Genomic DNA, 13,021 nt, shown 5'->3' on the forward strand with positions numbered 1-13,021 from the left:
AGTTGGGGGTTTCCCCCTGTGAGAGTAGGACGCCGCCAAGCCATTTCAAAAGATCAGCCATCCGGCTGGTCTTTTTTCTTCGTTTAATACCAGATCAATACACCAAATGGATGTTGAAGGGATCAAAGGTGGAACCTTCCGGACTTGATCCATTCAAATATTAAGAATGGCACCTTAGCTTGGCTTATTTTAAGGAATTGAACAATGCAGGGGTAATCATCATTAGGCATGGTTTTCAACAGTTCTGCCCACCATTCTGTTTCATAACGAGCTATTATGCTAAGGTTATAAGAAATCAAATAATGAATCAAAAGTTCAGGTAATGAAAAAGCTGACGAATCTTTGTTTAGTGATAGCATGAACTGTCCTTCTGCTAAATTATACCGTATTGGGGACGTGGCATTATGATTGGGGACGCCATCTGTTTTAAAATGCAGTGTCCCAGGAGCTTCTGAAATACTGTAAACTTGATTCGTTTTTGTTTTCAAAAATTCTTCCAACCGACTGCTGGACATCTGATAGCTATCCAATACAGCTGAAGGTAATTGAAAGCCATTCAAAGATGGTAACATGGCGATGAAATTTTTCTTTGAAACCGACCATGTAAAGTTTTGCATATCTGGGATTTCCTTCATTAATGTTCCCATGGAAAACTTTTCACCTTCCAGATGCTTGATGTGAAATAACTTCTCGGCAATGCAGGTGAAAAGTCCATTCTTTTGAGTTTTCACTTCGTCCTTTAAAAATTCATATTGTTGTTTTTTCTTTTTTCTCGTTGTTACCCCATGGGCAAGCATCGAAGTTGATTCCGGATAGTTAGGATCAATCGTGAGCAGACAAGCCTTTAACAATTGTGCGAATCCATAAAATGTCAGTATTGGTTGTATGGAAAGTGGTGCAATGGCAGCCTGATTATAATAAGTTTTAGCATGTTCAAGATGGTAAATAAATGGATAACAATTATCGTAACTTTTTATTTCCGCTTCTGCTATTTTTTCGTGCGTGTAACATTTTTGTAAAAAAAGTTGTGAGGAAGATGCGGAAAAAAAAGGTGTATATTTATCGAAATTATCATTGTTTTCAGGCATTGCAGCTATCCTCCGAATTAATAGAATAATCAAACTTTTATTTCTCTTCTTGACAGTAGTATGTCCTATTGATAACCTACAAATAATATTTTTAAGCAGGAGGGGAAAATAATGTGGGAAAATAAATTTGCAAAAGAAGGTTTAACCTTTGATGATGTCCTATTAATTCCAGCGAAATCAGAGGTTTTGCCGAAAGATGTTAACCTTCAAGTCAACTTAGCTGAAAACTTAAGGCTCAACCTTCCTATCATCAGCGCAGGAATGGATACCGTGACGGAAGCTGAGATGGCAATTGCCATGGCTCGTCAAGGCGGATTGGGTATCATTCATAAAAATATGTCCATTGAAGCACAAGCTGAACTGGTGGATAAAGTAAAACGTTCAGAAAGCGGTGTAATTACCGATCCATTTTTCTTAACGCCGGATCACCAAGTATTCGATGCAGAGCATTTAATGGGTAAATATCGCATTTCAGGTGTTCCTGTAGTCAACAATATAGAGGATCAAAAGCTTGTGGGTATCATTACAAACCGTGATTTGCGATTTATTTCCGATTTTTCCTTGAAGATTTCCAGTGTCATGACTGTAGAGAATCTGGTCACAGCGCCAGTGGGAACTAACTTGGAACAAGCAGAGAAGATTCTTCAAAAATACAAAATTGAAAAGCTTCCCCTTGTGGACGATAATGGTGTCCTTAAAGGACTTATTACGATCAAGGATATCGAGAAAGTCATCGAGTTCCCGAATTCGGCGAAAGATAAGCAAGGAAGATTACTTGCAGGTGCTGCAGTCGGCGTGACCAAGGATACAATGAAGCGTGTCGAAATGCTGGTTAAATCCCATGTCGATGCAATTGTACTTGATACTGCTCACGGTCATTCAGAAGGCGTCCTTGAAATGGTGAAGGAAATCCGCGGGACATATCCTGAATTGACGATCATTGCCGGTAATGTGGCAACAGCCGAAGGTACGAAAGCATTGATCGAAGCTGGAGCTGATGTAGTGAAAGTGGGAATCGGACCTGGGTCAATCTGTACGACAAGGGTTGTAGCTGGTGTAGGTGTTCCGCAAATCACGGCAGTCTTCGATTGTGCGACAGAAGCAAGAAAACATGGTAAAACGATCATTGCTGATGGCGGAATCAAATACTCTGGTGATATCGTTAAAGCCCTAGCTGCAGGCGGACATGCAGTAATGCTTGGCAGTATGCTTGCCGGTGTAACTGAAAGCCCAGGCGAAACGGAAATTTTCCAAGGCCGCCGATTTAAAGTGTATCGGGGTATGGGCTCTGTTGCTGCAATGGAAAAGGGATCTAAAGATCGCTACTTCCAAGAAGATAACAAAAAATTCGTACCGGAAGGCATCGAAGGCCGCCTTCCATATAAAGGACCTTTATCAGATACCATTTTCCAGCTGATTGGCGGCATTCGTTCAGGTATGGGATATTGCGGTACAGCAACATTGGAAGAGTTGAGGGAAAACTCTCAATTTGTCAAAATGACTGGTGCCGGATTAAGGGAAAGCCATCCTCATGATGTCCAAATTACAAAAGAAGCACCGAACTACTCAATGTAATGAATTTAACATATAATCGTCATTAAAATTTATTGTTAAAATAGACAGAGTCTGCGATTACTCTGTCTATTTTTTTTATTTTTTCTGTGATAAACTAGACAAGGTGTCAAGGGAATTACATAAAGTTTCTTCTTTGTAATAGAGATTAGCTTAAAAGTTGGAGGTATTGGAAATTGAAAAAAATCAGCAAGATGACCCTCATTTTCACTTTTGTTTTTGTTCTTGTTATGTCGCAATTTGCCTATCAACCGGGGGAAGCTGTTGCTGAATCTGATAATTTAGGTTTAAAAGCAGAGGCAGCCATCATCATTGATGGTGAAACAGGACAAATCGTGTATGAAAAAAATGCCGATAAAGTATTAGGGATTGCATCCATGTCTAAAATGATGACAGAGTACATCATAATGGAGTCAATTGAAAATGGGAAAATCAGTTGGGATCAAAAAGTTAAAATAAATAAATACGTACATGACCTTTCAAAAGCACCCAATTTGTCGAATGTCGGGTTAACGGAAGGTGAAGATTATACAGTTAAGGAACTATATCAAGCTATGGCCGTCTATTCCGGAAATGCGGCAACAGTAGCTTTAGCACAGCTAGTTTCCGGTAGTGAAAAGAGCTTCGTTAAGTTAATGAACGAAAAAGCGAAGGAATTAGGCTTGAAAAACCATAAATTCGTTAATGCCAGCGGCTTGAATAACAGCGATTTATTAGGGCAATTTCCTTCAGGTGATGAAGATGATGAAAATATCATGACAGCAAAAGATACTGCACTTCTTGCTTATCGTTTAATAAATGATTATCCGGAAGTGTTGAAAATCGCCAGCATCCCTAAATTGAAGTTCCGTGATGGAAAAGAATATCCGAACTTCAACTGGATGCTGCCTGGACTGATATTTGAATATAAAGGCGTAGATGGACTAAAAACGGGATCTACTGACTTTGCCGGATATGGACACACAGGGACGGTTATCCAGGACGGTCAGCGCTATATCACGGTGGTCATGAAGTCCACTAATAAAAACGAACGTTTTGCGGATAGCACTAAGCTTATGAACTATGCTTATGCAACCTTTAAAAAGGAAAAAGTCCTTCCTGCCAACTACCAGGTGAAAGGGAAAGAAACACTTTCAGTAGTGAAAGGCAAGGAAAAAGACGTTAAGATTCAATCTGAAAAAGCGATCGAGCTACTTGTTGAAAATGGTGAGAAAGACAACTATAAAACAGATTTAGTGATCGATAAAAACAAATTGAATGATGATGGTAAGCTGACTGCACCAATCAAAAAAGGTGAAAAGCTAGGTTATATCACAGTCACTCCTAAAAAAGGTGAAGATTACGGGTACATCAACGGAGATCAGGTTAAGGTTAACGTCGTAGCTGCTGAATCTGTAGAAAAGGCAAACTGGTTCGTACTATCAATGCGAGCGGTTGGCGGATTCTTTGGTGACGTATGGAGCAGTGTAGCTTCCACTGTTAAAGGCTGGTTTTAAGTTTCACGTATAAAACGGTTGCGTAATGTATAAAATTATAGTACATTATGGAAAACAATCTGATTATATAAGAAAGCAATGACAGGAAATAGTAACAAGTATTTCTTTCTATAGAGAGCCGATGGCTGGTGGAAATCGGTGTGAGAGTTTTGTGAATCCCTCCTGGAGCAGAGTATGGAAAGCCCTTTTGGGTCAGTAAGTACTTTCGGTTAAAAGCCGTTATCGTGATAAGTGGTAGGCGTTTTAGATAGGCCTTCAACTAGGGTGGCAACGCGGGTTAACTCTCGTCCCTTCTTCAGGGGACGGGAGTTTTTTGCGTTCTTTGATAAAACATAAAAATATTAAGGAGGAACTGAAAATGTTGGATTTGAAATATGTAAGAAATAATTTTGAAGAAGTGAAGCGTGTATTGCAATTTAGAGGAGAAGATTTGACCGATTTAGGTAAATTCGAGGAACTGGATGTAAAGCGTCGGGCTTTGATTGCTGAGACGGAAAAGTTGAAAAGCCAAAGAAATGAAGTTTCACAGCAAGTGGCCGTATTGAAACGGGAAAAAAAAGACGCAGATCAGCTGATTGCCCAAATGCGTGAAGTTGGTGACCGTATCAAAGGATTCGATGATGAACTTCGTGAAGTGGAAGCCCAGTTGGAAACATTACTTCTTTCCATTCCGAACATTCCGCATGAAAGTGTGCCTGTTGGTGAGACTGAAGACGATAATGTCGAAATCCGTAAATGGGGACAACTACCGGAATTCAAGTTTGAACCGAAACCACACTGGGATGTAGCCGGAGATCTAGGCATCCTGGATTTTGAACGGGCAGCAAAAGTGACCGGAAGCCGATTTGTATTTTATAGGGGCCTTGGTGCTCGATTAGAACGTGCATTAATTAGCTTTATGTTAGACCTTCATGTTGAGGAACATGGATATGAAGAAATGCTGCCACCATATATGGTTAACCGTGCAAGCATGACTGGCACAGGTCAATTGCCAAAATTCGAAGAGGATGCTTTCCGTATTGAAAGTGATGATTACTTCTTGATTCCTACAGCTGAAGTCCCGGTGACAAACTTCCATCGTGATGAAATCATGAGCATGGAAGATCTGCCGATAAGCTATGCGGCATACAGTGCTTCTTTCCGTTCAGAGGCAGGATCTGCAGGTCGTGATACACGCGGGTTAATTCGTCAGCACCAGTTCAATAAAGTTGAACTAGTGAAATTCGTGAAGCCGGAAGATTCTTATGCAGAGTTGGAAAACCTTACAGGGCATGCCGAAAAGGTCCTTCAATTGCTAGGTCTTCCATACCGAGTGCTAAGCATGTGTACGGGAGATCTTGGTTTCACAGCTGCTAAAAAGTATGATATCGAGGTTTGGATCCCGAGCTATGGAACGTACCGCGAAATTTCTTCTTGCAGTAACTTTGAAGCATTCCAGGCTAGACGGGCAAATATCCGCTTCAGACGTGATGCAAAAGGTAAACCGGAACACGTCCATACTCTAAATGGATCAGGTTTGGCAATCGGACGTACAGTCGCAGCCCTTTTGGAAAATTATCAGCAGGAAGATGGCAGTGTTATCATTCCTGAAGTATTACGTCCATATATGCGCGGTGCGGAAGTCATAAAACCGTAATTCAAAAGGAATCAGCTTCCGTTTAAAGAGGCTGATTCTCCTTTTTATCTAAGTTTGAAAATTATTTTAAAAAACTTTATAGAGGGCTTGACTTTAATTTTAAATCCATGTAATATAATAAATGTTGATACGGAGGTATACCCAAGTTCGGCTGAAGGGATCGGTCTTGAAAACCGACAGGGGAGTCAAATCCCGCGGGGGTTCGAATCCCTCTACCTCCTCCATAACTTATTAATAACCACAGCGCATAAATTGGATATCGATGAATTCCGTTACAGATATGTAACGGAATTTTTGTTTTCTAATATATTAAAAAACCACCGGATAACCGGTGGTTTTTCTGTTTATACATTTCGCAGCAACTTGGTTTGCTCCATATATTCGGCAATCCGTTTTATAAGAGGTTCAATGCTTGCTTCATCCTGCATAAGGTCATATTCGTTTATATTTAATCGAAGGACAGGGCAGGCGTTGAATTGATCAATCCATTCTTCGTAACGGCCGTGCATTTCCTGCCAATATTCAATTGGGGTATGCTGTTCCATTGGACGACCTCGCTCTTGGATCCGGTCTAGGATATCATCGAGCGAACCTTCGAGATAGATAAGTAAATCAGGGTGCGGGAAGTATGGCGTCATTACCATGGCGTTGAAAAGGCTTGTATACGTTTCGTAGTCCACATCATTCATCGTGCCTTTTTCATAATGCATTTTTGCAAATATCCCGGTGTCTTCATAAATGGAACGGTCTTGGATAAAACCGCCGCCATATTCGAAGATTTTTTTTTGCTCTTTAAAACGTTCAGCGAGGAAATAAATTTGCAGGTGGAAACTCCAGCGATTAAAATCATCGTAAAACTTATCCAGGTAGGGGTTCGTATCAACCTTTTCAAATGATGTCCTGAATTGAAGGGCATCGGCTAACGCATTGGTCATGGTCGATTTTCCTACGCCAACCGTCCCTGCTATCGTAATGACGGCGTTGTTTGGAATATTATATTTCTTTCGTAAGTTCATTTGACTTTACTCCTTTGTGCAGGGCATTCTCTATTTGGCTGATTATCGTTTTCAAATCATCCTTGTTCCCGACAAAATCTAGCTCATCTCCGTTGAATGTAAGAACAGGGATATCAGGGTGCTGTTTCTCAAATGTTTCCATGAATGTTCGATAATCCGCGGATAACTGCTCTAAATAAATGGAGGATATATTTTCTTCGAATTCACGACCTCTTTTACCGATTCGGGATAGAAGAGTATCAAGACTGGCGTTTAAATAAATCACCATATTAGGTTTAGGCATATCCCGTGTTAAAATATTGAATATTTCAAGGTATTTATTGTATTGTTCGTTCTTTAACGTTCTTTCAGCAAATATCAAGTTCTTGAATATATGATAATCAGCCACCACGGCTTGGTCATTAGTAAGATACTTTTTTTCGATATCTTCCAATTGTTTATAACGGTTACACAGAAAAAACATTTCTGTTTGAAAGCTCCACTCATCAATATCTTTATAGAATTTCCCGAGAAATGGATTTTCATCGACAATTTCCCTTAATAATGAAATCTGAAAATGATCTGCGATAACTTTTGCAAGTGATGTTTTTCCCACACCGATTGGACCTTCGACAGTGATAAATGGGGTGGATTTCATCCAATCTGTCCTCCTTCATGAGGTATCAAGCTGAAATTCCCGATCATAGGATTTTCGCCAAGAGATATTGTATCACAGACTTGGGACTTTAGTGACATTTTTGTCAGGTTGATAAAGAAAGAGAATGAAAGAGTGTTATTGGGGGGGATGTAGGTTAGTGCCCTTGTTCAATTGAAGGCTTAAATGTCTTCACCTTCTTTTATGGATGCCTTGAGAACATGGTTCATCATCTTTAATGCGTAATGATTATCTTCCTTTGATGCAGAAGCGATGCAATCCTTCGGAATCCATAATTTATATTCCCGCATGTAGGCATCATTGGCTGTGAATAGGACACAGATGTTTCCGGCTATTCCAGTAATGATCAATGTTTCCACGTTTAATCGTTTAAGCAGTGTATTGAGTGCCGTCCCATAAAATGCGGAATGCTTCGGCTTGATGAGAAAGAATTCGTCTTGTTGAGGTTTAATTCTTTCGATTAATGAGGCATTTCCTTCATTCTTACATCTGGCAATAATTTTATCGAAGTCAGCCTGCCATAAATCATAATGATCGTTGATATAAATGATTGGAAAACCCTTTTCTTTCATTTGCTTTTTTAATTTCAAAATCGGATCGACGATAGGCTTCGTATGTGCCAGGAGCATATTCCCGTATTTGAAATCAAAATCATTGATCATATCGATGATAAGCAATGCAAAAGAAGGCGTTTCAGGTCGATTCATGGTATATCCTCCTATATTGTGAGAATTTACTTGCAGCACGTATGCCGCATGCGTTACTATTCATTAGAACAAGTAGTATGACCTTTATTTTGTCTTATATTTGTCTGTTTACTCCTACTTAATATAAGGGGGTTTTTTTTTGAAGGATGATGTTTATTACATGAATTTAGCCATAATGGAAGCGAAAAAGGCGCAGATGTTGAATGAAGTGCCGATTGGCGCTTTAATCGTGATAGATGATCAAGTTATTTCGACGGGGCATAACCTGAGGGAAACGGAACAGAATGCGACGGCACATGCGGAGCTGCTTGCGATCAACGAGGCTTGCAAGGCACTTGGTAATTGGCGTCTTGAAGATGCAACATTATATGTAACGCTGGAGCCTTGTCCCATGTGTGCTGGTGCCATCTTGCAATCAAGGGTAAAAAGGGTTGTTTTTGGAGCCCATGACCCAAAGGCTGGCTGTGCGGGGACATTCATGGATTTACTCCAAGATGAACGCTTCAACCATCAATGTGATGTAACAAGCGGTGTATTAGGGGAAGAGTGCGGCTGGATATTGACTTCTTTTTTTAAAGAGCTTAGGAATAGAAAGAAAATGTTGAAAAGAGATCAAGCACTCAAAATTGCCGAGGAAAATAAATAGGTGAAAAACGAATGTTGAAATGAGGCTTTGCTTCATTTGATAAATTTGGAATCAAACTGTCCATGAACAACACTTGCGTTTTTTTTGTTACCTTAGTATAATGAATTATGCGTCGACATGACGCTTTGAAATTGGTATTACTTTTGCCGTGCTAGACGGGGAGGTAGCGGTGCCCTGTACTCGCAATCCGCTCTAGCGAGGTTGAATCCCTTCTCGAGGTTAGCATTCTGTAGGGCCTGCCTTAAGTAAGTGGTGTTGACGCCCGGGTCCTGCGCAATGGGACTCCATGAACCATGTCAGGTCCGGAAGGAAGCAGCATTAAGTGGAAGTTCTCATGTGCCGCAGGGTTGCCTGGGCCGAGCTAACTGCTTAAGTAACGCTTATGGTTGCTAATCGACAGAAGGTGCACGGCAGTTATTTTACATAAACAAAAAACTCATTCGTTTCGGGTGGGTTTTTTTTTATGCCAAGAAGGTAAAGCGCTTGGCATTTTTGGAAAAAATGAGGCAATGATAGAATTTCTTTTTAGACTTTGATATAAAGGAAATCAGTAATGTATAATAAACAAGGTGGAGAAAAAAAGGAGGGATTTCCGTGGGGTATCAAGCATTATACCGGGTATGGCGGCCACAACAATTCATTGATGTAGTCGGGCAGGAACATGTAACGAAAACGTTGCAGAATGCCTTGGTCGGGCAGAAGGTTTCGCATGCCTACTTATTTTCCGGTCCGCGTGGAACAGGGAAAACAAGTGCCGCCAAAATTCTGGCAAAGGCAGTGAATTGTGAGCATGCCCCGACAAGTGAGCCCTGTAACGAATGTGCTACCTGCCGCGGAATCACCGATGGCTCCATATCAGATGTTATAGAAATTGATGCAGCATCCAATAATGGTGTCGAGGAAATCCGTGACATTCGTGATAAGGTCAAATATGCACCGAACGCGGTTACATATAAAGTTTATATCATTGATGAGGTACATATGCTATCACAAGGTGCTTTCAATGCACTTTTAAAGACATTGGAAGAGCCCCCGAAGCACGTGATTTTTATATTGGCGACGACTGAACCTCATAAGATTCCGCTAACGATCATTTCCCGTTGCCAAAGGTTTGATTTTAAAAGGATCCAGCCCCAAGATATAGTTGGCAGGATGTCACAGATCATCGCAGAAACAGGTGTTTCATGTGATGAACAAGCCCTGCATATCATTGCGAGGGCAGCCGAAGGCGGGATGCGGGATGCACTAAGCCTTCTTGATCAAGCGATATCCTTCAGTTCAGAGACGGTTTCTGTGGAAGATGCATTGACTGTCACCGGTTCTGTTTCGCAGGCGTTTTTAAGCCGGCTGGCAAAAGCTGTATATGATAAAGAAGTAGCGGTGGCACTTGAAGTCCTTGAAGAATTGCTGGCCATGGGAAAAGACCCGGCTCGGTTCATTGAAGACATGATTTATTATTTCCGTGACATGCTTTTGTTTCAAACGGCACCGGCACTGGCAGAATCCTTCGAGCGTGTTTTGATAGATCCCCAATTTAAGGAATTGGCAGAAGTGATCTCTTCTGAATCGATTTACTCCATTATCGAAAGCTTCAATCAAACACAGCAGGATATGAAATGGACAAATCATCCAAGGATTTTCCTTGAAGTGGCACTTGTGAAATTATGTAATGAGCAAAGGCCAAATCAAAATGATAACGGGCAGCTGCAGCAGCTGCAGCAGAAAATAGAAGATTTAGAGAAGAAATTGATTGAAATGCAGAAAAACGGCATTCCGGCTTCCATGACTGAAAAGCCTGCAGAGCAGGCTAAGGCGCAAAGGGCCGTTAAAAAGGCATATAAAGCACCTGCCGGAAAGATCAATCAAGTTTTGAAACAAGCTACAAAGCCAGGTCTTAATGCTGTGAAAAGTAAGTGGGGGGAAGTGCTTGAGCAGTTAGGACAGCAAAACCAAAAGTCATTGGCAGCTTTATTAACGGAGGCAGAACCTGTTGCTGCGTCAACTGAAGCTTTTGTGGTAAAATTCAAATATGATATTCATTGTCAAATGGCAATGGAAAATAACCGTTTCGTGGAAGTGATAGCCTCGATCATGCAGCAATTGACCGGACACCGAATGGAGATAGCTGGAGTTCCGGAGAGCCAGTGGCAAAGGTTGCGGGAGGACTTCATCTCAACACAGCAGTTCGACGGTCCAGAAGAAACGGAATCAAAAGAAGAAGACCCCTTTATAGCAGAGGCTAGGAAATTAGTCGGCGATGATTTACTTGAAATTAAAGAATAATTGGAGGTAAGAAAAATGGGTATGCGCGGCGGTAATATGCAGAACATGATGAAACAAATGCAAAAGATGCAAAAGAAGATGGCAGAGGCACAAGAAGAATTAGGTGAAAAAAAGATCGAAGGAACTGCTGGCGGCGGAATGGTAACGGTCATCGTGACTGGACATAAAGAAATCGTCGATGTAATCATCAAACCGGAAGTTGTCGATCCGGATGATATCGATATGCTTCAGGATTTAGTTCTGGCTGCGACTAACGATGCTTTGAAAAAGGCGGAAGAACTGACAAACCAAACGATGGGACAATTCACTAAAGGAATGAACCTTCCGGGTATGTTTTAAGCAAGTTCAAAAGAAACTTCCTTTCAGGGGGTTTCTTTTGAAATTTTTAGGAGGAATTCGATGCATTATCCAGAACCAATTTCCAAGCTCATTGACAGTTTTATGAAATTGCCGGGGATTGGTCCTAAAACGGCTGCTCGATTAGCCTTTCATGTACTAAGCATGAAGGAAGATACTGTTTTGGATTTTGCAAAGGCACTTGTTAATGCTAAGCGGAATCTTATGTATTGCTCAGTCTGTGGTCATATTACAGATCAAGATCCCTGTTATATCTGCGAAGATCAAAAGAGGGACAGAAGTTTGATTTGTGTGGTTCAGGACCCTAAAGATGTAATAGCTATGGAAAAGATGAGAGAGTTCAATGGTTTATACCATGTACTGCATGGCAGTATTTCCCCGATGGACGGAATCGGTCCGGAAGATATAAATATTCCTGATTTATTAAAGCGCCTGCAAGATGAAACAGTGCTTGAGGTCATTTTGGCTACTAATCCTAACATTGAAGGTGAAGCGACAGCCATGTATATTTCGCGGTTGCTTAGACCTTCAGGAATCAAAGTGACCCGAATTGCCCACGGACTTCCTGTTGGCGGAGATTTGGAGTATGCGGATGAAGTGACGCTATCAAAAGCAATTGAAGGAAGAAGAGAAATATAAGGTAGCTGGGAGGACTTCACTTGTTCTTTCGTAAAAAAAAGAAACTTCGGAATGAATTCAATGATTCATTAATCGAAGAGCTTGAACAGTTGAAATGGAATTGGCATAATCAAAAATCATTACTTGAAAAAAGCGTTGATCCATCTGAGGAAGTAATCGCCCAAACGAGACTGGCGGAAGTGAAATATTTCTACTTATTCAGGGAAGTTAAAAGAAGGAATGTCCGCTTAAAAAGATGATAAGGAAATGGCTGTGAAGGATTTCGTATTCCTCATGGCCATTTTTTCAGTTCTTAATCCATCGTTCCCTTCATATAAGTGTAGTACAAGCTTGCGGGGAGGAATGAGTTTGGAACCAGTTGTCTTTGTTGCCGTAATTGGCGGCCTGATTTTAATGCTCCTTATTATCGGGGCGCCATTAAGACCCGTCCGGTTCATAGGGCAGGGGATTATAAAGATCATTATCGGTGCAGCATTTTTGTTCTTTTTGAATACACTTGGGAATCAAGCGGGCATTCATGTCCCTATCAACCCTGTTACCTCGGCAGTCGCCGGCTTGCTTGGAATACCGGGAGTTGCCGCTTTGGCAGCCATTGGCTATTGGATTATCTAAAGGAATGCGTAGAAGTCATTCGTATGAAAACCTCATGGATATTTCCTTGGGGTTTTTATCATGTTATAGTTTTTTTAAAAAAAACTAATTAAACCATTGACGATAACTCATCAACCTGATAATATATTAGGAGTCGCCAATAACGACATCACAAATTGCTCAATCAAAAAAACAATTTTAAAAAGTTGTTGACATTAGATTGTGTAAGTGATAAGATAATAAAGTCGCTTACGAAGTAACGACGATAAATTGCTCTTTGAAAACTGAACAAAACAAAGCGCCAACGTTAAATTTTAAGTGAGCACACACTATCA

13 protein-coding genes, 1 tRNA gene, 1 other RNA gene and 1 other annotated feature are annotated in these 13,021 nt (G+C 40.8%); of the genes, 11 read left to right on the forward strand and 4 right to left on the reverse strand.

Annotated elements, in window-relative coordinates:
- Positions 1-122 precede the first annotated feature (122 nt).
- Entirely contained in the window at positions 123-1,088 is a 966-nt protein-coding gene (locus ACYP5M_RS26315) for a YaaC family protein (protein ID WP_459735720.1), read from the reverse strand.
- 111 nt (positions 1,089-1,199) lie between these two features.
- On the opposite strand from ACYP5M_RS26315, the gene guaB reads away from it, so the two are divergent.
- The 4 genes from guaB (at position 1,200) to ACYP5M_RS26335 (ending at position 6,016) form a co-directional block, all read left to right on the forward strand.
- The gene (guaB, locus tag ACYP5M_RS26320; RefSeq protein ID WP_101226085.1) at positions 1,200-2,663 is read left to right on the forward strand and encodes an IMP dehydrogenase; all 1,464 of its coding nucleotides are present in this window, start codon (positions 1,200-1,202) and stop codon (positions 2,661-2,663) included.
- A gap of 173 nt (positions 2,664-2,836) precedes the next feature.
- Positions 2,837-4,156 carry a D-alanyl-D-alanine carboxypeptidase family protein gene (locus ACYP5M_RS26325; protein WP_232783051.1) on the forward strand — a complete coding sequence of 440 codons (1,320 nt, stop codon included), beginning with the start codon at positions 2,837-2,839 and terminating at the stop codon, positions 4,154-4,156.
- A 69-nt stretch (positions 4,157-4,225) separates the two neighbouring features.
- Positions 4,226-4,451, forward strand: a binding site (T-box leader).
- Positions 4,452-4,514: 63 nt separating this feature from the next.
- Positions 4,515-5,792, forward strand: a complete 1,278-nt coding sequence (gene serS, locus ACYP5M_RS26330) for a serine--tRNA ligase (protein ID WP_459735721.1) — start codon at positions 4,515-4,517, stop codon at positions 5,790-5,792.
- Between the two features lie 131 nt (positions 5,793-5,923).
- Positions 5,924-6,016, forward strand: a tRNA-Ser gene (locus ACYP5M_RS26335).
- 120 nt (positions 6,017-6,136) lie between these two features.
- Here ACYP5M_RS26335 and ACYP5M_RS26340 read toward each other — a convergent pair.
- From ACYP5M_RS26340 to ACYP5M_RS26350, 3 genes are all read right to left on the reverse strand, one after another.
- Complete coding sequence (locus tag ACYP5M_RS26340) at positions 6,137-6,808, reverse strand: deoxynucleoside kinase (RefSeq protein ID WP_076373259.1); 672 nt, start codon at positions 6,806-6,808, stop codon at positions 6,137-6,139.
- Positions 6,786-7,445 (reverse strand): deoxynucleoside kinase, encoded by a 660-nt coding sequence (locus ACYP5M_RS26345; RefSeq protein ID WP_230178932.1) that lies wholly within the window; start codon positions 7,443-7,445, stop codon positions 6,786-6,788. Before ACYP5M_RS26345 ends, ACYP5M_RS26340 begins: the two co-directional genes overlap by 23 nt.
- Positions 7,446-7,624: 179 nt before the next feature.
- Positions 7,625-8,170 (reverse strand): cysteine hydrolase family protein, encoded by a 546-nt coding sequence (locus ACYP5M_RS26350; protein ID WP_101226082.1) that lies wholly within the window; start codon positions 8,168-8,170, stop codon positions 7,625-7,627.
- A gap of 139 nt (positions 8,171-8,309) precedes the next feature.
- Between ACYP5M_RS26350 and tadA the strand changes: the two genes are divergently transcribed.
- The 7 genes from tadA to ACYP5M_RS26385 all read left to right on the forward strand — a co-directional run bounded on the left by tadA (position 8,310) and on the right by ACYP5M_RS26385 (position 12,707).
- Entirely contained in the window at positions 8,310-8,816 is a 507-nt protein-coding gene (gene tadA / locus ACYP5M_RS26355) for a tRNA adenosine(34) deaminase TadA (protein ID WP_459735722.1), read from the forward strand.
- A gap of 146 nt (positions 8,817-8,962) precedes the next feature.
- An RNA gene (ffs, locus tag ACYP5M_RS26360) (signal recognition particle sRNA large type) lies at positions 8,963-9,227 on the forward strand.
- 183 nt (positions 9,228-9,410) lie between these two features.
- The gene (gene dnaX, locus ACYP5M_RS26365) at positions 9,411-11,099 is read left to right on the forward strand and encodes a DNA polymerase III subunit gamma/tau (RefSeq protein WP_434168236.1); all 1,689 of its coding nucleotides are present in this window, start codon (positions 9,411-9,413) and stop codon (positions 11,097-11,099) included.
- 21 nt (positions 11,100-11,120) lie between these two features.
- Positions 11,121-11,438 (forward strand): YbaB/EbfC family nucleoid-associated protein, encoded by a 318-nt coding sequence (locus tag ACYP5M_RS26370; protein WP_053348895.1) that lies wholly within the window; start codon positions 11,121-11,123, stop codon positions 11,436-11,438.
- A 60-nt stretch (positions 11,439-11,498) separates the two neighbouring features.
- Positions 11,499-12,095: a recombination mediator RecR gene (recR, locus tag ACYP5M_RS26375; protein WP_034316264.1), complete on the forward strand. Its 597-nt coding sequence runs from the start codon at positions 11,499-11,501 to the stop codon at positions 12,093-12,095.
- 20 nt (positions 12,096-12,115) lie between these two features.
- On the forward strand, positions 12,116-12,334 hold the full coding sequence (locus ACYP5M_RS26380) for a YaaL family protein (RefSeq protein ID WP_034316261.1): 219 nt from the start codon (positions 12,116-12,118) through the stop codon (positions 12,332-12,334).
- 103 nt (positions 12,335-12,437) lie between these two features.
- Positions 12,438-12,707 carry a pro-sigmaK processing inhibitor BofA family protein gene (locus ACYP5M_RS26385; RefSeq protein ID WP_387552124.1) on the forward strand — a complete coding sequence of 90 codons (270 nt, stop codon included), beginning with the start codon at positions 12,438-12,440 and terminating at the stop codon, positions 12,705-12,707.
- The last annotated feature ends 314 nt before the right edge of the window (positions 12,708-13,021 follow it).

Source organism: Peribacillus sp. N1 (assembly GCF_054600815.1).

Excerpts from the sequence above, each read along its gene's own strand:
- ACYP5M_RS26315 (WP_459735720.1), bottom strand. The coding sequence starts at position 1,088 with ATGCCTGAAAACAATGATAATTTCGATAAATATACACCTTTTTTTTCC.
- ACYP5M_RS26345 (WP_230178932.1), bottom strand. The coding sequence starts at position 7,445 with ATGAAATCCACCCCATTTATCACTGTCGAAGGTCCAATCGGTGTGGGA.
- guaB (WP_101226085.1), top strand. The coding sequence starts at position 1,200 with ATGTGGGAAAATAAATTTGCAAAAGAAGGTTTAACCTTTGATGATGTC.
- ACYP5M_RS26385 (WP_387552124.1), top strand. The coding sequence starts at position 12,438 with ATGAGTTTGGAACCAGTTGTCTTTGTTGCCGTAATTGGCGGCCTGATT.
- ACYP5M_RS26340 (WP_076373259.1), bottom strand. The coding sequence starts at position 6,808 with ATGAACTTACGAAAGAAATATAATATTCCAAACAACGCCGTCATTACG.
- recR (WP_034316264.1), top strand. The coding sequence starts at position 11,499 with ATGCATTATCCAGAACCAATTTCCAAGCTCATTGACAGTTTTATGAAA.
- ACYP5M_RS26370 (WP_053348895.1), top strand. The coding sequence starts at position 11,121 with ATGCGCGGCGGTAATATGCAGAACATGATGAAACAAATGCAAAAGATG.
- serS (WP_459735721.1), top strand. The coding sequence starts at position 4,515 with ATGTTGGATTTGAAATATGTAAGAAATAATTTTGAAGAAGTGAAGCGT.
- ACYP5M_RS26350 (WP_101226082.1), bottom strand. The coding sequence starts at position 8,170 with ATGAATCGACCTGAAACGCCTTCTTTTGCATTGCTTATCATCGATATG.